Raw genomic sequence first — 20,957 nt, forward strand, 5'->3', positions numbered from 1 at the left:
ATGACAAGAACAGATCTGGTTGTACTCGCTGTCGATGATGACATAATTAATTTAAAACTTTTAAAGTCAATGCTTATGAAAAGTGGTCATGTAAAAGAAGTAATTGAGGCAAAAAATGGTTCCGATGCCATCGGAGAGCTCAAAGCGCGGGATGATATTGACCTTATTCTCTTAGATATTATTATGCCTATTATGGGTGGTATAGATATGCTGAAAGTCGTTCGTGCGGATGACAATCTCCGTCAACTGCCTATTATTGTGCTCACAACAGACGAGACAAAGAAAAGTGAAGCATTGGAATATGGTGCAAATGGATTTTTAATGAAACCTATCAGAAATGATGACCTTCTTCAAAAAATGGAGACGGTCATCGTTTAAACATGATTAAAACAGGTTCTAAATCAGAACCTGTTTTAAAACCTCTTCAACTCGTTTTACAGGAACAATCTCTAAAGATTCCTGAACTTCTTTTGGAATATCATCCAAATCTCTCTCATAATTTTTAAATGGAATAAGCACTTTGCTCATTTCAGCTTTATGCGCTGCAATAAGCTTTTCTTTCAATCCTCCGATAGGAAGAACTTCGCCACTAAGTGAAACTTCACCTGTCATGGCAATCTCAGAACGAATCTTGCGTGAGCTTAAGATAGAAGCAATAACACTCACCATAGCAATTCCTGCGCTTGGACCATCTTTTGGTGTTGCACCGTCTGGGACATGAACATGCAGATCATAACGCTTATAGACCTCACTCGGATCGACCTTTATCTTTTCAGTTTTTTCACTGTAGGTCATAGGAATATTATCTTCAGAAATACGTAATTTACGTTTGTCTATCAAAGTCTTGACAACACTCATCGCAATGCGTGCAGACTCTTTCATAACATCACCAAGACTTCCGGTTAACTGCAAATTACCTTTGCCTTTGATGCGTATACTCTCTATTTTAAGAACATCACCGCCTACAGCTGTCCATGCAAGGCCATTCACCACACCTACAACAGGAACCTTATCTGTCTTTTGGATTTCAAAGACTGATTTATCAAAGAACTCTTTAAGATTCTTGACAGATACAGATACTTTCTCTATCTCTGAATTTTTCAACAGTTCACGCGCTGCCTTACGGCACATCTCTGCGATTCTTCTTCTAAGATTTCTTACTCCCGCTTCACGTGTATAGCTGTGAATCAGCTCACGCAGCGCCGGTTTTGAGATAGTAAGCTCAGACTTTTTCAACCCGTGCTTTTTCAGCTCCTGCGGTAAAAGATAGCGTTTGGCTATCTCAAACTTCTCCTGCGGCGTGTAAGAGCTTAGTGTAATGAACTCCATTCTGTCACGCAGCGGTGCAGGAATACGGCCTACATCATTTGCTGTAGCAATAAAAATGACGTTGGAGAGATCCAAATCAAAGTTAAGATAGTAATCACGAAACTCACTGTTTTGCTCAGGGTCAAGAATCTCTAAAAGTGCTGCTGTCGGATCACCCCTCTGTGAACGTGAAACTTTATCTATCTCATCAAGAACAATGACAGGATTCATCTTCTTCGCATCGATAAGCCCTTGCGTGATACGTCCAGGCATAGCACCCACATACGTTCGGCGGTGTCCGCGCAGTTCATTGACATCTTCAAGTCCGCCTAAAGCGATGCGGATAAGCGGACGCTTCAAAGCTGTAGCGATGGAGTTCGCAAGAGAAGTCTTACCAACACCCGGAGGACCTGAAAAGCAGAGAATTGCTCCAGCACCTTTTTTGAGTGCTATGCCGCGTAACTCCAACAGCTCTTTGACCGCAAAATATTCTACGATCCGCTCTTTTGGCTTTTCAAGTGAGAAGTGGTCTTTGTCAAGCTGCGTCTCTACATTTTCAATTTTAAGTGCTTTTTTTGCAAACGAGCCAAATGGAATATCTAAAACCCAGTCAAGATAAGTCTGCGTCATGGAAGCATCAGACGAGTCAGGATGCATACGCGCAAAACGCTCAAGCTGTTTTTTTATCTCTTTATAGGCATCTTCGCCCATTTTGTCTTTTTTCGCCTCAAGCTTTTTATAATACTCTTCTATCTCCTCTTCACGAGCAGTGTCCGTTCCAAGCTCTTTTTGTATCTGTTTGAGCTGCTCTTTTAAAAAGTACTCTTTATTGACCTTTTCAATGTGCGTATGCACTTTTGAGCGAATCTCTTTTTGTAGTTTATTCGCTTCTATCTCATCTATGAGAATGTCAATCAAATCCAAAAATCGCTTTTCGGTATCTGTCTCTACAAAAAGTTTATATGCCTGCTCTTTTTTGAGTTTGATCGTTGAGCAGATAAGGTCTATGATACGGTTGTGGTCATGATTTTCTTCTATGGTACGAAGCAGATCTGGCGGAAAATAATTACTCACCGCAGAAAGCGCTCGAACCTTCTCACGCACCACTTCTAAAATAGCATCGATTTTCAGTGAATTTACTTCTGTAGGTTCTAAAATATCTACATGGGCAATCAGTGGATCATCAGATACTTTATAAAGCGATTTTGCGCGTGCAAGCCCCTGAAAAAGAACTTTTACACGACCATCCGGCAAAGAGACCTTGCGCATAATGGAGCCGACAACACCTGCATCATACAGTGACTCATACTCACGTTCTCCTTCATGTTCCGCTTTTGTCGGGCAGACAATGACAAGTGTATTTTCATCTATAGCCTTTGTTGCCGCTTCTATATTCTTTTCATCACTCAAAAAGAGCGGTGAGATCATGAAAGGGTATAAAAAGATCTCATCTTCGGCTATCACAGGAATATCAGCCGGAAATTCACCGTAATTACTTAGTTTCATTACTGTCCTCCTGAACTGTGTTGCGTGAAACGACACTTTGCGTGTCTGGAATCAAAAAGGCATACCAGGATGCTGTGCCGTCACCCTCGAACATAGAACGATACCAAGGAGTATTCGCACGTTCAACTTCATCCCAGTTTATCCATTTCTCCGGCATTATTGCACGGTAATAAGCTGCTGCTTTTGGCTTGTCTATACGATCATAAAGAGACGCAATGGTCTCATTTAAAACAGCATCTGCGAGATAAAGATTTGTAAGCATGCTGTCTACCAAAGAGTAGTACATAGAGCGTGGATACTTTTGTTTGAATGATTTTGCTTCACTGATAGCATCGGAAATAAGCACCTGGTCACGGCGTGGATTCGGCAGCGCCATGTATTTCGCTTTTATCTTTAAAAACTCTGCAAACTCCCGCTCGTTTTCATTGGCATAACGCTTGACATACTCATTCAAAAAATGTTCAGTTAAAAGATACTCTTCATTGTGCATATGAGCAATGGCAAGAATCATCGTAGCTTCCGGCAGCAACGGCGAACCGATATGTTCACCCTGCAGTGAAGAATAGTAATCATCTGCTTTGTCAATATCGCCATCGGAGATAGACTGAATGATCTTGCCATACCAATAGGCAGCCGGTTTGTTATACTCGTCAACCTCTTTGGAGCATGAGCTAAATATGAGTAGAGAGATAACTGCAAATGTAAAAATTTTTAAACTTTTATTCATAAAATAGATTCCTGTTGTTAATTAGAATGTTATTTTATCCAAAAGATATATAATGAGGATTAAATTGCTGAGTAATAATGATTTTTAAAAGGAAGTGGTGGCCTGTCTCGGAATCGAACCAAGGACACAGTGATTTTCAGTCACTTGCTCTACCGACTGAGCTAACAGGCCATCTTTAAGAGGAGAGAATTTTACAGTTTTGTATCTAAAAAAGAGCTTACACCCCTTAAAATAATACTTTTAGAAAAAATAAAACATAAAAAAACATGAAATCTTTGTCAAAAAAACTCTATTTTCATATATTTTCAGAACAATCTGTAAAAAAAGTGCTACAATAGAGTAAGGACAAGTAACATTAGTGTTGAGCGGATGTTTGGTGCACTAATTTTACTTAAAAAAAAAGGGGGGGGGGATCTGCCATGAAGTCATTTTCAAAAAAAACAATTTTTTTATTATTACTTATCATAATACCCACATCATCAATTGCTGCAACAGCATGTACTGGAACAACAGCTACCTGTTCTTATGATATCACAGCTGCAGAATTGGCCTCACAAATAGAAGGCTCTGGTATCACTATTACGAATCCAGTTATTACCCATGGTTCTGGTTCCCAAGTAGGTATTTTCTCAAATGGAATTAATGGATCCAATTTAGAAATTGATGAAGGAATCACACTTACCTGTATGAGTGTTGAAGAATCCTTTACAACTAATAGCTCATGGAGTACTTCAATTACTGCTTCAGACACATATACTGATGCTGACTTAACCGGTATTGACGATAAAGCAATATATAACCCTGTAATCTTTGAGTTTGATGTTACATTAGATGAGAATACACGTCTTTTATTGATTGATTATCAATTTGCTTCTGAAGAATACAATGAGTATGTAGGTTCCCAATATAATGATGCTTTTGGCTTTTTTATCTCAGGTGGTGATTTAAACCAAACATACAATATAGCAAGAGTCGTTGACAATCAGACATATGTAACCATCAATGATATTAACAATTATGACACTGTCACTTTAAATAATGTCAATAACGGAACTGCTGGACAATATGGGACACAAGCAAATGTCAATACAGCCAATACAGCTTATTATATAGACAATGATCAAAACAACCAAGGAGGAACTTCTCCAGTTCTTGTAGAATATGATGGTCTTACACATACACTACATGCTACGCTTGACAACCTTACACCGGGAGAGACCTATCATTTTAAAATGGCTATCGCTGATACTGCCGATGCATATTGGGATACTGGTGTATTCATTAACAAAATACGTGGTCTACGGGCACCAAAGCTTTGTTATGACTATGCTTATAAACAAAATGAAAGATATATCACTGCAGAATATAATGATAGTGTTGGTCCCTATATTGATACTGATGTATCTACAAGCGAACCACTTGAAATTGCAATGTACTTTAAAAATCAAGAAGAATCTGATTTAGCAGTAAGCAATGTCAAACTCAATGTACTTGATATCAATACATCACAGGCAGCATATTCATCAGAGTCTGTATACGTTACACAACCAGGTAGTGTCTACCCAGAACATATAGCAGATAATACTTTAGGTATGACTACAACTAATAGTGAAATACTTAACATACCAATCGATTCTTTTGATAGTTTTGAAAACTTCTATACATATTTTTCTATTAACCCTCAAACATCTCACTTGACAATGCCTATAGTCGCTAGACTTGATTACAATATCACTATTCCACTTTCAGCTACACAAAGCGTAACTCTTCCGCGCTCAAGTCTCATTGACCAGGATATTCCAATTTGTGGAGGCGGAGCATCTAGTTATAAACCTGCATACGGTCTATTTAATATCATAGAAAATGGGTTAAATCCTGGAAAAAGTGCAGGTGACAATAACCTGTTCTATAATTTAAATACTCAGGTTGTCAACAGAACTCCAAATATATCTGTTGTTTCTATGGATGAGAACAATCTAGATACCTTAAAAGACATCAATGGTTCTGTGATAGTGGCTGTTGACATGGTGGACTTAGGAGCCTTTCATGATACAGTCGCTTCTTGTAACGAAGAGAGTAATGCTATTTCCAAGAGAGTATGGACAACAATTGACAATGCTGCACAGGCAGCTGTTTCCTTACTTCCTGGAGAAGCCCGTGTAAATGCCACATTTAGAGTGAGCTACAATGCTGACGGCAACAACACTGGAGCTTTACATCTCATACCTGCTGCGACAGATGGTAGTGGAAATGTTATATCTTGGAATGTAGCTAATTTCCCATCACTGGCGGGCAACAATTGTTTACAAGACATGGATGGCAATCCAAATAATGTAGATACAGTTCCTTCCTGGTGTAATAATGCAGGGACAGCTGCTGCATCAGCTATGGACTTTGATGAACTCGTGGCATGTCAACAGTGTATCTATGGATATGATACGAAATTTATCTGTTCACGAGACAATTTTGCTGTTCGTCCTGAAGCTTTTCATATACAGATAAAAGATCAAAACCAAACTGTAACAACTGCAAATGAACCACTGATTGGCACGAATACATCGACATCCCCTCTTAAATTAGCAGCAGGTTATAACTATATTTTAGAGATAAATGCTACAAATCATCTTGACAACAATGCATCACGAGGTTATTATACAGGCATTGATACAGCATATATTTGGTCTCCGCCAGTAGGAAAAGATATAAGCGGATGTAATGACGACAACAACTATACTGCCAATATCAATTTTGGCAATGGAATTGCCGACCAAAACACAAGTCTTAATCAAGTAGGTGCGTATAGTTTCAATATAAGTGACACGAAATGGACAGCAGTGGATAGTGACCTTAATTATTTAATGGATACAAATAGGACTAATCATTATCTTGCACCTTATTCAGCCCACTTTTTAACGGGAACTGATTGTGTTCTCAATAGCGATTTTGTAGATCAGTCAGCTGTAAATGACAATCTTACTGGATGCGATATTAACAGTACACATTCTACGCATATAAGTAGTACACAGACAATTACATATAACGATTTAAATATCAGTTTCTATCCTTATAAATTCGACATTAATGGATCAGTTACAGGCAATCCTATTCTTCCAACGGTAGGAATAAATTATCAAGCAGTAGCCCCAATCCATGCATTTGTCTATATGTCCGATATAAACAACAGTGCAGATGAAAACATGTCTTATCATCTCAACGGATTTATATCCGCAGCAGGCTACAATGATGTATTAGTAGGTAATTTTGTAGAAAAATGTTATGCAACTCCATTAACAATCACTATAAAAACAACAAATAGAGATCTTAATGATACGGAGGGTAATCATGTAACGTTTAGAGCAAGATTTCACGATGTAAACAAAACAACCACTAAACCTATCACAAATTTAGATGTCAATGTAAGTGACACTGCACCTAATGTTGCAGAGTTTCAATTTGATACAAACGAAAGTCATTTTTATAAAACATCAAATGGTAGCATAAGGACATATCTCAACCTCAATTATGATAGAAATGTAACCAAAACGGTCAATCCAAAAGCAATAATTTTTCTCTCTTATGATGTAAATGATACCAATATAAGCCATGCTTTCCATGCAGATCTGCTTAATAATAAAACTTCTGAAATGAAAAAGGATCTCAACACTACGCTACCTATTAAATTTTATTATGGTCGTGCTCACGCAGGAAAACAAAGATTTGAAGTACCGACAGACAATCCGTATACTACAAATATTTATTATGAAATCTACTGTTATAATGCAGGCTGTAATCTTGCACTGATCCCTAGTATCCAGCATGTTGATGATATTCGCTGGTATCAAAATACATTACATGTGACGACAAATGATGGTAATGTCAGTAGTCCGCTAACAGAGCAGGGAGCGTTCAATGTAACATCAAGCATCCCTGCCAACGGAACGAATACAACAACGGCAAATCTTAACTATAATGGAGCTCTTGGTTATCCATACACAACCACTATGGAAATCAATGCGTCCAATTGGCTAATTTATAACGAAAACGATGCAAATGCGCAAACAAACCCTTTTCAAGTAGAATTTAACAATGCTAATAGCAGCTGGAGTGGTGAGAGAGAAACAACCACAACCACAAAAGCATCCAATGTTTCAAAAACGAACAGGAGAACAATGTGGTAAAAAGATATGCATTTACGATGATCGAGCTAATATTTGCTATTGTCATCATATCAATTGCCATTGTCTCTCTGCCTGTTATGACAAACACGACGCAAAAAGGGGTCGAGCAGAATATAGTACAAGAAGCCATCTTCGCTGCTTCTGCGCAGCTAATGGGAATCATGTCCGGATATTGGGATGAACTTTCTATGCAAGACAATGCTCTTAGTAATCTTTCAAGAGTCATCAATATAGGCGGTGATTGCGATGCAGTTACACGAATGAGACCAGGACATATTGCTCAGCCTTTTCATCGCCGCTGTTTAAATAATGATGTAAACCCTGCAAACTTAAGTGCAACAGGCGGCAATTTTTATTCACTTGATGATGCTGTTGCTGCTGTCAATGGGACAGCTGATATATTTGATAATCCAAATGCATCTGATACAGGGTATAAAGATACTTATACAAGTACAGCAACAATTTCAAGAACAAACGACTTAAAAAAGATTGCTGTCTCAATTCAAGACAGCAATGGCAATACAATTACAAAACTTATCAGTTACAGTGCAAATATCGGTGAGCCGGAATACTATAAAAGGACTATGCAATGATGCGCCGTTATGCTTTTACAATGATAGAGCTTATATTTGTTATTGTGGTAATGGGAATATTGGGAAAATACGGAGTTGAATTCCTTGCACAGGCATATCATAACTATATATTTGCACAGGTAAACAATCAACTACAGGCAGATGCTGAAATGGCAGTTGAAACGATTGCTGCAAGATTGCAGTACCGTATAAAAGCATCTGTTATTGGTCGCAAATCAAGTGACAATACATTTGTAGCTATCCAGAGTGCAAGCGGAACACAGTACAATATATTAGAGTGGGTAGGGAGTGATGAAGAGAGCTTTCGAGGGAAAACAGCTCCTTATTGGAGCGGAATTATAGACTTAGATGACTCCAATGCTACCTATCTGGCTTCTCCTGGAACGAACACTGCCGAGATAAACAATATAATTGATGCTCTTGCACATAATAGTGGTACCGATATTAATGACAGTGCCATCTACTTTGTCGGTTCCAACAGTAACAGCCAACAATGGGGATGGACGATTCCACATGCTGCTTTTATTGATCAAAGCAATGCTATGCATCCAATACAGACAGATGCAAACACTTCTGTTCTCATTCCAAAAGTCGGTTCATTCAGCGGAGAAGATGTTTATGAATATTATAAACTTGCATGGACTGCTTATGCAGTTGGTATAAAAGATTATGATGCTGCTACAAACAAGGGCACTCTTACACTTTGGTATGATTATCAGCCATGGGAAGGAGATGATTATACAAAAGCAACAACACAATCCTCTGTTATCATGGAAAATGTAAGTACATTCCAATTTCGTGCAGTAGGGTCTGTCATAAAAATTCAAGTCTGTGTAAAATCAGATTTAATAGAGGATGAAAAGTATTCATTATGCAAAGAAAAAACAGTTTTTTAAGACATTCAGCTCATAAAAGAAGATCGGGAATAGCTATGATAATGGCTATTATGGTAATTGTTATTATTGCTACCATTATGGCACTAGCCTTAGCGCTTACATCACAAACGACTAAAAGGACAACAGATATCTATCTTCATGAACAAGCATCTCTCTATTCAAAAGCAGCAGCAGAATTAGCACTTTTGAACATTGCAAAAAACGGTTGTTCTAATAATTACAATCATACTTTTGGAGATGCAGGAGAAATCAAATATGATGCAAATGTAACCATGCAATATATCTATACTGTTCCAATTGGAGGATGCACCCAATATATTACCATTCATACTCCTGAAGAAAGTGGCTCTGTCATGATGGATATAGCAGTAACACTGCATGACCCTTCAATAACAAGCGAACCTATCCGCTATTTTAGAAGAACTATCCAAAAATTATAAAATTACATTTTCTATAAACCTTTTAATGATATAATCCAAAATATATTATAAAAAAGGATTGGGAAATGAATATTTCTTTAACAGGCAGAAATTTAGAACTGACAGACGCTATCAAGCAACATATGACAGCATCTATAGAAGCACTTAAAAAATACAATATGGACATTATTTCTGCAAATGTAATTGCAACGACTGCGACAAGAAAAGGAAAAGAACACTTTAACATAGAGTTTGTTCTTAACCTTCCTCAAAAAAACACTATTGTTATCAATCAACATGACAGTGATCTCTATGCAGCTATTGACATTGCGTTAGAGCGTGCGGAAAAAGCACTTCGTCGTTTACATGACAAAGAAGTCGATCACCATAAAGTCGGTCTTAATGAACTTAAAGCAGAAATTGTCGATGTAAAAGAGGTAGCCGAAGAGATGGAAGATGAGATCATCCCTGTAGAACTTGATCTTTACAAACCACGTGAAGTCGAAGATGTTCTCAGCGACCTCAAAGAGAGCGGAAAAATGTTCGAGATCTTTGTGGACAATGAACATAAAACTCGTGTTCTCTACAAAAGAAACGACGGTAAATTCGGTCTTTATTAATCGTTATGAGGTAAAAGAAGCAAATCTTCTTTTACTCTCTTCACTATCTCTGTATCTTCAGCAAAATCCACCCACGTAAACTGTGAACCACTTTGATTTTTCCCTTTCAGTAGATCACCGCTTTTTCTATATTTGAGATCCAAGTTAGCTATATCAAAGCCATTGGTAGTTTTTACAAATTCATCCAATCGCTCAGAGTTGTTTTGGTTAGTATATAAAAAACAGTAGCCCTTGAGTCCTGTTCGGCTCACGCGACCGCGTAACTGATGCAATGTTGAGAGCCCTAACCTCTCAGCGCCTACAATGACAACCGTTGTGAGCCTCGGCAACGATATACCTACTTCCACCACTGTCGTAGAGATGAGAATATTGCCTTTTTCTCGAAAATCCAAAAGCACCTGCTCTTTTTCTTTGTCTTTTCCGTGAGTGACATAAACATTACTGAAATTCTTTTCCCAATACCCTCTAGCTTCATCAATACTTTGATACGCCAGCATCTCACTCTGCTCCACCAACGGATAGACAATAAGTACCTGATTATTTTTGGCTATCTCATTTTTGATATGTTCCAATAACTCTGAAAAATCATTTTTATGGATCACTTTCGAGTCAATGTCTTTTTTATAAGGTGTAGAAGTAATTAAAGAAACATCAATATGGGCAGATTCTATCATTGCTAAGGTTCTTGGAATAGGCGTAGCCGAAAACTGTAGATAATGTGGTTTCTTTTCACCCTGCGTTATGAACTTTTCAAGCATATTACGCTGCTGCGTTCCAAAACGGTGCTGTTCATCCACCATAACCAAAGCGGCATCTGGAAGTTCTCTATAGAGAAGTGCATGGGTTCCTATGATGAAATCATATGCATCCAGAGGTACTTTTTTTGTTTTGTTCGTGATAAGGGCTATGTTCATACCCGGTAGAAATTTTTGTGCCTCTTCATAGAGCTGATTTGCCAAAATTGTCGTGGGTGCCATTAAGATGGAGCGGTGCGGCATCATCATAAAAGCAGCCGCTAAAATCACCATTGTCTTTCCGCTGCCCACATCCCCGACTATCATTCTCTTGGCTGCCACATCTTTGGAAAAATCGTTTTGTATATCGTTAATGGCATGTAACTGCTCCTGCGTGAGCGTAAATGGCAAAGCAGATAGAAAAGACTCATAACTGCTCTTTTTTGAAGCTATGGCACTGAAATATCTTCGCTTGCGTGAGAGCTGTTTCATATAGATAAAAAGTTCAAGGTATTTTAATGCTTCCATCGTCTGCTGTGAAAGTTCTCTGCTTTGAAGCAGTATTTCATCAGGAAAATGCAGTTTTACAATCTCCTCTGCAACCTCTTGAGGTATCCCCTCTTCTTGCAAAGATTGTACACTGACAAGTTCCTGCACAAGACGAGCCATCACATCCGTTCTGAGTGCTGTTTTATATTTTGGAGTGATAGTGCCTACTTGTGTGACTTTTCGCGGCATACTCATGGAGCACTGTCCGTTTTTGCACTCTATCATCCCATAGTAGCAGTCTCTCTCTCCTGCCTTGAACTGATGCAGCATATACGGCTTAGGACGAAATAAGACACCGGTTACTCTATGTCCAAAATTATGTGCAAAGAAAGTTACCTGAATGGAATTTGGTGCACGATAAATCGACTCGACGGTTGCATCGATGAGTTGTGCTGCGTGAGGATGAAGTCTGTTTTGAATTCTGTAATCTTCATAGGAGTTGGGAATCAAAAGAGCGAGTTCGCTTATGGTAGATATACCGAGTTTTTTAAATTTTGCTTCTTGCTCTTTTGATAGTTTTTTCATGCTTATATTATACAAGCAAATTTAAAAAACTTTTTAAAAATATGTCAAATTGAAATATTTACCCGTTAACGCGTTTATTTCTCTCTTCTTCCTGTGCTTTGTAAAGTTCTGCGCAGCCGCGTGAGAGTTCACGAATTTTAAGTATATAGTTCTGTCGCTCTGTCTGCGAGATCGCTTTTCTTGCATCGAGAACATTAAAGACATGCGATGCCATCATACAAAGATCATATGCCGGTAAAGGCAGCCCGGCTTCAAGTGTTCGCATGCACTCTGCACTTTTTGCATTAAACTCTTCAAAAAGCATTGCTGTATCTGCCACTTCGAAATTGTACTTACTAAACTCTATCTCGCTCTCTTTATGTACATCTTTATAGAGTGTTTTGTTGCCCTCTTTATCTACATTCCAGACAATGTCAAAGACCGTATCAACCCCTTGAAGATACATAGCAAGTCGTTCTGTTCCGTAAGTTATCTCAGCAGTAACCGGTGAGCACTCGATGCCGCCGACCTGTTGAAAATATGTAAACTGTGTCACTTCCATACCATTGAGCCACACTTCCCAGCCAAGTCCCCATGCACCGAGCGTAGGTGATTCCCAGTTATCTTCAATAAAGCGGATATCGTGCTTACTTACATCAAGACCCAAATACTCCAAAGATTGCAGATAGAGTTCTTGAATATTATCCGGTGAAGGTTTTATAATTGCCTGAAACTGATAGTATGAACCAAGTCTGTTTGGGTTCTCTCCGTAGCGTCCGTCTGTCGGTCTGCGTGAGGGTGCCACATATGCCGTAGCCCACGGCGTAGAGTCAAGTGAGCGAAGAAAAGTTGCCGGATGAAATGTTCCTGCCCCTGCGGGAATATCATAAGGCTGTACAATATTGCACCCCTGCTTCATCCAAAATTCCTGTAATTTAAGTAACATCTCACTAAAAGTTATCATTATATCTTGCCTTATTTTATTTTTCGTATTATATCCAAAGAGACTTTTTTGCTATTTAAACATTCTTGTTTGTCAATTTGCAAACGATATCACCGACACTTTTTCCTAAAGAAGCAGCGACAACTTCACACTTCACTTTAAGCAAAAAGCAGATGTTACCTCTGTGTGAAGGAGAAAGACACTCATAGTTTCCCATCCCTTTGCTAATGACAACATCCGCACTGTCAAATACTGATTGAGCATACTCACTGGCACGTTCATAGGTAAATCCCGGAGTATTGACACCACTGTCAATAAGTTCACACAGTTTATCAAAACCAGCCTCTTGTGCTTCTTTAAGTGTCACATCGTTGATAATTGGACATCCGCGTACCATGTAGGAAAAATGGATCTGCGGATAGAGTTCCTGCAGCACTTGAATGAACATATAATCAAATATATGCTCTCCTACATTATCTCCTAGTATCGTAACACTCTTCGCACAAGCGAGCTGCTCACGCAGAGCTTCAAAATCATTATGAGCAAACTCAGTATGAAAAATTTTCTCAAGCTCTTCTTCAAGATCAAAGGTAACTTCAGCCGCCAGATCTATGACATTGCCTGCAACCGCTATCTTTGTTGCCGTTAGAAGTTTATCATCTGAATTTTGGAGTTTTTCTTTTAAAAAAGGAACGAATGAGCGGGCTTTTTGGGTAGAGTGTTCTTTGACCTCAGCATAAAGATCCTCTTTATGAGCTATCTCAGCCATTTTTTCATACACATCGGCAGCAATTTCAGGAGGTGTGAGGTCAAAAGAGAACTCTTTACTCATTGCATCGACAGTAGTAAGCAGTTTTTTTCTTAAAGCGCTGTCCGCACCAATAGCATCCGCGACTTTGACGCTCTGGTTAACAATACAGCCCACACATGCAAGATCTATATTCATCTAAGAAGTGTGTTCATCGATGGCTTTATTCCACATAAGCTTGTACTTACGACGCATAAACTCAACTTCCTGCTGAGAAAGCTTCAGCTGTTCTTGAAGCGTGTGAATGGTCTTTCTGTCTTCATCATAAAGTTCTTGCAGCGATGCAAGCGCCTCACGCAAAAACTCATTTTCTGTTTTCACGGCCTCAAGCGTCTCATCTTTTGCATCAAGAACTTTCTCATGAAGATTGATGATCGTACCTATCGTCTTTTCAACGAACTCAGGCTGAACAAGCATCTCATGTTTGTTTTTTTCACTGAGTTCACTCAGTTTTGCAGGAACGACAACTTCTGTAGCACCTTTTGATGGATCGATGTAGCGTATGCCGTCTTCAACTTTTACAGTCAATTTACCACGCTCTACCAGATCATCAATAGCCGATAATTCCAGTCCGGTCAATTCACTGTATTCATCGTCCTTCATCCACTGCATCGTTATCTCCTGCTTCTGTTTGCTATTTTATAATAGTCTCTATCTCTAAAGAATCCATCTCGACTTTTTTCGCTTTTGCAATGCGGTCTTCTTTTAGCTTAATCGCCAGCTCTTCATTTTCCAGTGCCAAAATCTGCATAGCAAGATATGCAGAGTTGATCGCTCCGGCTTTTCCTATGGCAACTGTAGCAACCGGCATTCCAGCAGGCATCTGTACGGTTGAAAGGAGTGCATCGATTCCACTCAGTGCTGAAGCCGACATAGGTACACCGATGATAGGTTTGATTGTCTTTGAAGAGAGAACACCCGCCAAGTGTGCAGCCATTCCGGCCGCTGCAATAAAGACCTGTGCGCCTTTTTTTTCAGCTTCTGCAATATACTCTTTTGTTCTCTCCGGTGAACGGTGTGCAGATGAGATAATCATCTCATAATTTACACCAAAACTCTCTAACGTGTCAGAACACGACTTCATTACTTCATAGTCACTCTTTGAGCCTATTACAATTGAAACAAATTTCATACAAATACCCTTATAATTTTATCTTGAAATTATACACTAATTTTTTGGAGCAGTGTTCATATCATCCCGTGCCGGAATCCTAAAAAATGTAAACGGCGGAAATGTTGTCGGCAGTTTTATCGGGTTGATGTTTCCACTGTGTACCGCTTCCCAAACTTTGCCTTTTTCATCACGCAACTCCTTAAACTGCAGGTAAAGCCTACCCTCTTTTTCGTATGTTGTTCCTGTCTCATTGTCAACAAGTGCTATTTTGCTATCGAGCGGTGCAACGACTTCAAGCTCATCACCCGGTCTTGTCGTAAACTTACACATATAATGCGTACCGGCTTCATTAGTCACACCCGTTACCTGATGTGTTCCTAGTTGCATCGTAAAATCAAGTGACTGTGTATCGTGCTTTTCAAAAGGACGAGAGATAAGATACGCATCCGTGTAACCACGGTTTTGCAATGACTGAAGCTCATACTGATACTTATCACTCTCAACTTTCCCTGCATAGTAGTCATCTATCGCCATTCTATAGGCTTTTGCTGTCACTGCCGCATAGTAGGCTGTTTTTGTTCGTCCTTCTATCTTAACGGAATCAACAACACCAGAATCCAGGATTTCCTGCATATGTGAAGCGAGATTGAGGTCTTTTGAGTTCATGATGTAAGTACCGACACCCTCCTCTTCTTCAAGCTTGAAAAGCGTTCCTGTTTCAGGATTCGCGGCATACATCTCATAAGGAAAACGGCAGTCATTGGCACAGCTTCCACGGTTTGGGACACGACCACTTTGCAGTGTAGAGATAAGACAGCGTCCAGAATAGGCAAAGCACATAGAACCGTGAACAAAAACCTCAAGCTCAAGTTCAGGCAGCTCTTTTTTTATCTCTTTGAGATCTTTTAAACTAATCTCACGTGCAGTAATGATACGTGTCGCTCCAATGTCCGCATAAACCTTTGCATCGAGAACGTTCATCACATTTGCCTGTGTGGAGAGATGTAACGGCATATCAGGAGCAAGTTCATGGGCTAGTTTTAAAACACCCGGTGTTGCCACGATAAAAGCATCCGGTTTTAGCTCTGCCATTTTTAAGATGTGTTTTTTGAGAAGATTGAGCTGAGAATTGAACGGAAAACCATTAATGGTTGCATAGACTTTCTTACCTCTTGCGTGAGCATAGGCGATTCCTTCTTCAAAATCTTCCCAACTAAATTCTTTGCCGCTTCTTATCCGAAGCGAAAAATGGCTCACACCGCCATAAACAGCATCAGCACCGTAATCAAAAGCAATCTTGAGTTTTTCTAACGTTCCTGCCGGAGAGAGGAGTTCAACTTTTTTCATTATTGTCCAAACTGCGCAAGCAAGGCTTCGATATCTTCAGTAGATGCCACATCATTGTGAGCATCGCCGACAATATGTGTTGCTGAAGCAACACGTTTTTCATCATCGACTTTTCCTTCAAAAAGAGTGTTCATGTATTTTGAAAGTGCACGCATAACATTGATGACACGTTCTATCTTCTGTCTGTGAATATCCTGATACTGCATGATATCCATTACATTCATGATGGAATCACCGCTGTTTTGTAGTGTTTCTATGACTTCTGAAAGATTCTCTTTTGCCTCTTTATTCGATGCAAGCTGTGTTTGAAATGTTTCAACATCAGGAAATTTATCGCACAGTTTTTCAAAGAGAGCAATATTTGCTTCTATAACTTCCGTTACACCGCTTAACGTCTCTTCTCTTTCCATAAGGTCATTACTGATATTTTCAATAATGTCAAAAATTTCACTCGCTTTTTCTTCAGACTCTTTAGTCACATCATCAAGCTGGTGGACCATTTTATTCTCATCTGTTGCCGGAAGTGGAAGTTCAGCTGATTTTATCTTGTTTCCTATGATCTCTTCAGGATCTATTTGAGAATTCTCATCTGCAGCATCCTCTAGAGTTTCCTCTGCATCTTCCGCTATATTTTCTTCTGCAGACTCCTCTTCAGAGAGTTCTTCCATATCGCCCATCTCACCGTTCATCAATGCATCTAATTCTTCTTGCGTCATCAAGGTTCTCCGTACTCAAAATTGGTTTAATTTATCAAATGTCACTATAATAGCATAAAATAAATAAATTCGAGAAAAAATGATAGTAGATTTACATAACCACACACCCCTTTGCAACCATGCCGAAGGTGAGATAGAAGAGTATATTGAAGCAGCTATACAAAAGGGAACAAAAGTTTTCGGTTTTTCCGATCACGCACCGATGGATTTCGACCCTGAGTACCGTATGAAATTTGAAGATATGCAGGCGTATGAAGCGAGTGTGCTTGCTGTAAAAGAAAAATATAAAGACAAAATAGAGATCCTTTTAGGCTACGAGGTCGATTATCTGCCGGGTCATATGGATGAGCGAGTTCTGCATGCAGATGTAGACTATCTCATCGGTTCTGTACACTTCATTGATGAGTGGGGCTTTGACAACCCTGAGTTTATAGGGCAGTATGAAAATGAAGACATCGATGTTATCTGGCAGAAATATTTTGATGCCATAGAAGCCATGGCAAAGACAAAATTATTTGATATCGTAGGGCATTTGGATCTTATTAAGATCTTTAAGTTCATGCCCAAAAAAGAGATAACAGAGATTGCAAAGAAGGCTTTGCTTGCCATTAAAGAGAGCGATATGGTTTTAGAGATCAATGTCGCCGGATACAGAAAACCTGTCGCTGAGGCATACCCTTCCAAAGAGCTTTTAGAAGAAGCGTATAAACTCGGCATCGATATAACCCTCTCTTCCGATGCTCATAAACCCGAACAGGTAGGACTCTATAACGATCAGGTGATTGCCATGGCAAAATCAATAGGCTACAGAGAGTGTGCCTATTTTCAAAACAGAGAAAAGAAGTTTCTCCCTCTTTAACTCTTTGTATTAATGACCCATTTGGAAAAAATGTCAAGGTAGTTCCAAAAAGATTCAATGTACTCCGGGGAGATGCCTTCATCTTCAAGTTCCATCAAAAGCGGCTGATACAACTTCAGCCACACCCGTCTTGCTTTTTCATCAATTCGAAAAGGGGCATGACGCCCTACCATCTGATGGTCACCACGTGTCTGCGTGAAATAATCAGGTCCACCGGATATCTCTATAAGAAAATCCGCTGCATGCTTCTGGGCTTCTGCAAAATCTTCATCGTCAAATACAGGAAACAAAAAAGCTATATCACTCGTTTTAATGGAATCATAATGATCATGAACAAGTTTCCTGAAACGCTCTTCTCCCACCTCATGAAAAAATCCCGGATGCGGCTTTGCAACTGGAGGCCGAACACCAAGTTCACCGTCTGTAATTTTTAGATTCAAAAAGCTTCCTATTTTTTATAAAAGTATATAAAAAACTCCATCCCTCTAAAATTAAAATTTCTGCATAATATCACTATAAAGTTATAATTAATAATTGCACTTGTATAATACTTCAAAACAATAATGTAAAAGGAAATCCTAATGGGTAAATATATTGAACTAACAGCTGATAATTTTGAAGCGACACTTGCTGAAGGTGTTTCACTAGTAGACTTCTGGGCTCCATGGTGTGGGCCGTGTCGTATGATCGCTCCGGTAATCGAAGAGCTTGCTGAAGATTATGACGGAAAAGCAAAAATCTGTAAAGTAAATACTGACGAAGAGCAAGAGATTGCTGTAAAATTTGGAATCCGTTCTATCCCTACTGTAATGTTCTTCAAAAACGGTGAGTTAGTTGACCAAATGGTTGGTGCTGCTTCTAAACAAGCATTTGCTGACAAACTTGACGCACTTTTAGCGTAATTTTAAAAGGCTAAGCAGAGTGGCAAAACGCAAAGGAGGCAAAAGCCTCTTTTCACTCTCCACTCTTCTTGCTTCTTTCTTTGGTGCCGCAATGATTGCCGGTGCTTTTGCCTACTTCAACTACAAATTTTCCGAATACAAATTTATCGATTTCAAAGAGTGGTCTTTTTATGAAAAAAGTGATATTTTCATGCCAAAAGAAGAACGCTACATCGTTATCTTTTACTCCTCACGCAACAAAGGAAGTATGGAAAAACTGGCAAAGCTTAATCTTAACAATCCTATTATCGCCATTGATTACTATAACAAGATCTATCCAAACTCAAAGAACACCACTTTTTTACGCGCAGGAACCAACACCTCACTGAAGTTCATTCAGCGTTTCAACATTTATGAAGTCCCATCTATGTTCTTTATAAAAAGAATCAAAGAGACTCTTTATAAACAAGATAGTATGATACGTACACTTGATAAACTAGATGATTTAAAGGATGCGAATTATGAGTAATATATTAGACTGTGCCATCGTAGGTGGAGGACCGGCAGGTCTTACTGCAGGACTCTACACAACACGCGGCGGCTTGGAAAATGTCACTATGTTCGAAAAAGGTATGCCGGGCGGTCAGATCACACAAAGTTCAGAGATAGAGAACTATCCCGGAGTTACAGGGGAGATCACAGGAATGGATCTTATGATGCCATGGCCCGAACAGTGCCAAAAATTCGGTCTCAAACACGATATGAGCGAAGTGAAACAGATCCGTAAAGACGGTGACATTTTCACTGTCATTAAAAGTGATGATTCACTTATTCACGCTCATTCTGTCATTGTATGTACAGGCTCTTCTCCAAGACGTGCAGGTTTTGCTGGCGAAGATGAGTTTTTCGGTAAAGGTGTCAGTACCTGTGCGACCTGTGACGGTTTCTTTTACAAAGGCAAAGAGGTCGCTGTTATCGGTGGTGGAGACACAGCACTTGAAGAAGCACTCTATCTCGCTAAGATCTGTACGAAAGTCTATCTCGTTCATAGACGTGACACATTCAGAGCAGCGCCAAACACAGTAAAACGCGTAGAAGAAAATGACAAAATAGAACTTGTTCTCAACTCTGTTCCCGATGAAGTCTATGGTGATGCAATGGGTGTTAACGGTGTGAAGGTAAAAGACAAAGAAGGCAATATCCGTGATATTGAAGTACCAGGTGTCTTTGTTTTTGTCGGAAACGATGTCAATAACCAAACACTCATTCAAGAAGACGGCAGCTTTTTATGCGATGTCAATGATCAGGGGCAGGTTATCGTTGATTTGAGCATGAAAACCTCGGTACCGGGTCTTTTTGCAGCAGGTGATATGCGTATTGAAGCGCCTAAGCAGGTAGTATCTGCAGCCGGAGACGGAGCAGTTGCAGGTATTGCAGCAATCTCATATGTAGATGAACTATTAAACTAAAAAGGATATAAATGACAACTATCAAAGTAGGTGTATTTGGAGCAAGCGGCCGTGTAGGCAAACTACTTATAGAAGATTTAAAAAATACGCAAGGTATGGGTTTAAGTTCTGTTTATGTCAGAAACTCTCTTGATTTTGCAATCGATCCTTCCGTATTGGTAACATCTGATATGCATTCATTTATCGGTGCTTCTGACATCATTATTGATTTCTCATTGCCAGAGGCTTGTGAAGCACTGCTCGAAGAGGCTATTAAAACACCAAAACCGCTTGTTATCGGAACAACAGGTTTAAATACACATCAACTCAACCTTCTCAAGCAGGCAAGCGAGCTTATGCCTGTTCTCTATGCGACGAATATGAGCCTTGGTGTAGCTCTTTTAAATAAACTTGTTCATCAAGCCTCAGCCGCACTTGAAGGTTTTGATATCGAAATCGTAGAGATGCACCACAGACATAAAAAAGATGCCCCAAGCGGTACAGCACTCACACTTGCAGAATCTGCCGCAAACGGTCGTAATCTTGATCTTGATAAAGTTCGTGTCAGTGGAAGAGACGGTAACATCGGTGAGAGAACGAAAGATGAGATAGCCGTTATGGCACTTCGCGGCGGCGATATCGTCGGACGTCATACAGTCGGTTTTTACAATGACGGCGAGTTCATCGAACTCAACCATACCGCAACCTCACGCAACACTTTTTCAAAAGGTGCACTGCGTGCCGGAAAATGGCTCTCAGATAAAGAGCCGGGGCTCTACAGCATCAGTGATTGTTTAGAACTTTAAA

The 20,957-nt window shown here is 39.5% G+C and carries 21 protein-coding genes and 1 tRNA gene; 11 read left to right on the forward strand and 11 right to left on the reverse strand.

Annotated features, from left to right (window positions below):
• Window positions 1–378 (forward strand): response regulator, encoded by a 378-nt coding sequence (locus tag FM071_RS08660; RefSeq protein WP_193110603.1) that lies wholly within the window; start codon window positions 1–3, stop codon window positions 376–378.
• An 18-nt stretch (window positions 379–396) separates the two neighbouring features.
• Here the strand turns inward: FM071_RS08660 and lon are convergent, their stop codons facing one another.
• The 3 genes from lon to FM071_RS08675 form a co-directional block, all read right to left on the reverse strand.
• Window positions 397–2,814 carry an endopeptidase La gene (gene lon, locus FM071_RS08665; RefSeq protein ID WP_193110604.1) on the reverse strand — a complete coding sequence of 806 codons (2,418 nt, stop codon included), beginning with the start codon at window positions 2,812–2,814 and terminating at the stop codon, window positions 397–399.
• Window positions 2,801–3,541 carry an outer membrane protein assembly factor BamD gene (gene bamD / locus FM071_RS08670; RefSeq protein ID WP_193110605.1) on the reverse strand — a complete coding sequence of 247 codons (741 nt, stop codon included), beginning with the start codon at window positions 3,539–3,541 and terminating at the stop codon, window positions 2,801–2,803. Before bamD ends, lon begins: the two co-directional genes overlap by 14 nt.
• 95 nt (window positions 3,542–3,636) lie before the next feature.
• Window positions 3,637–3,712, reverse strand: a tRNA-Phe gene (locus FM071_RS08675).
• 248 nt (window positions 3,713–3,960) lie between these two features.
• On the opposite strand from FM071_RS08675, the gene FM071_RS08680 reads away from it, so the two are divergent.
• The 5 genes from FM071_RS08680 (at window position 3,961) to hpf (ending at window position 10,247) form a co-directional block, all read left to right on the forward strand.
• A complete protein-coding gene (locus FM071_RS08680) occupies window positions 3,961–7,719 on the forward strand; it encodes a choice-of-anchor L domain-containing protein (protein WP_193110606.1) in 3,759 nt (1,252 codons plus the stop codon).
• Window positions 7,713–8,312, forward strand: coding sequence for a prepilin-type N-terminal cleavage/methylation domain-containing protein (locus FM071_RS08685; RefSeq protein ID WP_193110607.1), 600 nt, complete (start codon window positions 7,713–7,715; stop codon window positions 8,310–8,312). Before FM071_RS08680 ends, FM071_RS08685 begins: the two co-directional genes overlap by 7 nt.
• Entirely contained in the window at window positions 8,309–9,208 is a 900-nt protein-coding gene (locus tag FM071_RS08690; protein WP_193110608.1) for a prepilin-type N-terminal cleavage/methylation domain-containing protein, read from the forward strand. Before FM071_RS08685 ends, FM071_RS08690 begins: the two co-directional genes overlap by 4 nt.
• Window positions 9,184–9,648, forward strand: a complete 465-nt coding sequence (locus FM071_RS08695) for a hypothetical protein (protein WP_193110609.1) — start codon at window positions 9,184–9,186, stop codon at window positions 9,646–9,648. The genes FM071_RS08690 and FM071_RS08695 overlap by 25 nt, the downstream gene beginning before the upstream one ends.
• A 65-nt stretch (window positions 9,649–9,713) precedes the next feature.
• Complete coding sequence (gene hpf, locus FM071_RS08700) at window positions 9,714–10,247, forward strand: ribosome hibernation-promoting factor, HPF/YfiA family (protein ID WP_193110610.1); 534 nt, start codon at window positions 9,714–9,716, stop codon at window positions 10,245–10,247.
• Here the strand turns inward: hpf and recG are convergent.
• From recG to FM071_RS08735, 7 genes are read right to left on the reverse strand one after another with little or no spacing between them, the layout of a single operon-like run.
• Window positions 10,244–12,055 carry an ATP-dependent DNA helicase RecG gene (recG, locus tag FM071_RS08705; protein ID WP_193110611.1) on the reverse strand — a complete coding sequence of 604 codons (1,812 nt, stop codon included), beginning with the start codon at window positions 12,053–12,055 and terminating at the stop codon, window positions 10,244–10,246. The two genes, hpf and recG, sit on opposite strands and share 4 nt — an antisense overlap.
• A gap of 58 nt (window positions 12,056–12,113) precedes the next feature.
• The gene (glyQ, locus tag FM071_RS08710; protein ID WP_193110612.1) at window positions 12,114–12,998 is read right to left on the reverse strand and encodes a glycine--tRNA ligase subunit alpha; all 885 of its coding nucleotides are present in this window, start codon (window positions 12,996–12,998) and stop codon (window positions 12,114–12,116) included.
• 55 nt (window positions 12,999–13,053) lie between these two features.
• Window positions 13,054–13,923, reverse strand: coding sequence for a damage-control phosphatase ARMT1 family protein (locus FM071_RS08715; protein ID WP_193110613.1), 870 nt, complete (start codon window positions 13,921–13,923; stop codon window positions 13,054–13,056).
• Window positions 13,924–14,397 carry a DUF3972 domain-containing protein gene (locus FM071_RS08720; protein WP_193110614.1) on the reverse strand — a complete coding sequence of 158 codons (474 nt, stop codon included), beginning with the start codon at window positions 14,395–14,397 and terminating at the stop codon, window positions 13,924–13,926.
• Window positions 14,398–14,419: 22 nt separating this feature from the next.
• On the reverse strand, window positions 14,420–14,917 hold the full coding sequence (gene purE, locus FM071_RS08725) for a 5-(carboxyamino)imidazole ribonucleotide mutase (protein ID WP_193110615.1): 498 nt from the start codon (window positions 14,915–14,917) through the stop codon (window positions 14,420–14,422).
• A gap of 36 nt (window positions 14,918–14,953) precedes the next feature.
• Window positions 14,954–16,246 (reverse strand): peptidase U32 family protein, encoded by a 1,293-nt coding sequence (locus FM071_RS08730; protein WP_193110616.1) that lies wholly within the window; start codon window positions 16,244–16,246, stop codon window positions 14,954–14,956.
• Window positions 16,246–16,962, reverse strand: coding sequence for a chemotaxis protein (locus FM071_RS08735; RefSeq protein ID WP_193110617.1), 717 nt, complete (start codon window positions 16,960–16,962; stop codon window positions 16,246–16,248). Before FM071_RS08735 ends, FM071_RS08730 begins: the two co-directional genes overlap by 1 nt.
• Window positions 16,963–17,041: 79 nt before the next feature.
• Between FM071_RS08735 and FM071_RS08740 the strand changes: the two genes are divergently transcribed.
• Entirely contained in the window at window positions 17,042–17,821 is a 780-nt protein-coding gene (locus FM071_RS08740) for a histidinol-phosphatase (RefSeq protein ID WP_193110618.1), read from the forward strand.
• Here FM071_RS08740 and FM071_RS08745 read toward each other — a convergent pair.
• Complete coding sequence (locus FM071_RS08745) at window positions 17,818–18,261, reverse strand: globin domain-containing protein (RefSeq protein WP_193110619.1); 444 nt, start codon at window positions 18,259–18,261, stop codon at window positions 17,818–17,820. The two genes, FM071_RS08740 and FM071_RS08745, sit on opposite strands and share 4 nt — an antisense overlap.
• Before the next feature lie 141 nt (window positions 18,262–18,402).
• Here FM071_RS08745 and trxA point away from each other — a divergent pair, with 141 nt between their 5' ends.
• From trxA to dapB, 4 genes are read left to right on the forward strand one after another with little or no spacing between them, the layout of a single operon-like run.
• Window positions 18,403–18,723: a thioredoxin gene (trxA, locus tag FM071_RS08750; protein WP_193110620.1), complete on the forward strand. Its 321-nt coding sequence runs from the start codon at window positions 18,403–18,405 to the stop codon at window positions 18,721–18,723.
• A gap of 19 nt (window positions 18,724–18,742) precedes the next feature.
• The gene (locus FM071_RS08755) at window positions 18,743–19,231 is read left to right on the forward strand and encodes a hypothetical protein (RefSeq protein ID WP_193110621.1); all 489 of its coding nucleotides are present in this window, start codon (window positions 18,743–18,745) and stop codon (window positions 19,229–19,231) included.
• A 1-nt stretch (window position 19,232) separates the two neighbouring features.
• The gene (trxB, locus tag FM071_RS08760; RefSeq protein ID WP_193112066.1) at window positions 19,233–20,171 is read left to right on the forward strand and encodes a thioredoxin-disulfide reductase; all 939 of its coding nucleotides are present in this window, start codon (window positions 19,233–19,235) and stop codon (window positions 20,169–20,171) included.
• An 11-nt stretch (window positions 20,172–20,182) separates the two neighbouring features.
• A complete protein-coding gene (gene dapB / locus FM071_RS08765; protein WP_193110622.1) occupies window positions 20,183–20,956 on the forward strand; it encodes a 4-hydroxy-tetrahydrodipicolinate reductase in 774 nt (257 codons plus the stop codon).
• The last annotated feature ends 1 nt before the right edge of the window (window position 20,957 follow it).

This window comes from Sulfurimonas paralvinellae, from assembly GCF_014905135.1.
Lineage (GTDB): Bacteria > Campylobacterota > Campylobacteria > Campylobacterales > Sulfurimonadaceae > Sulfurimonas > Sulfurimonas paralvinellae.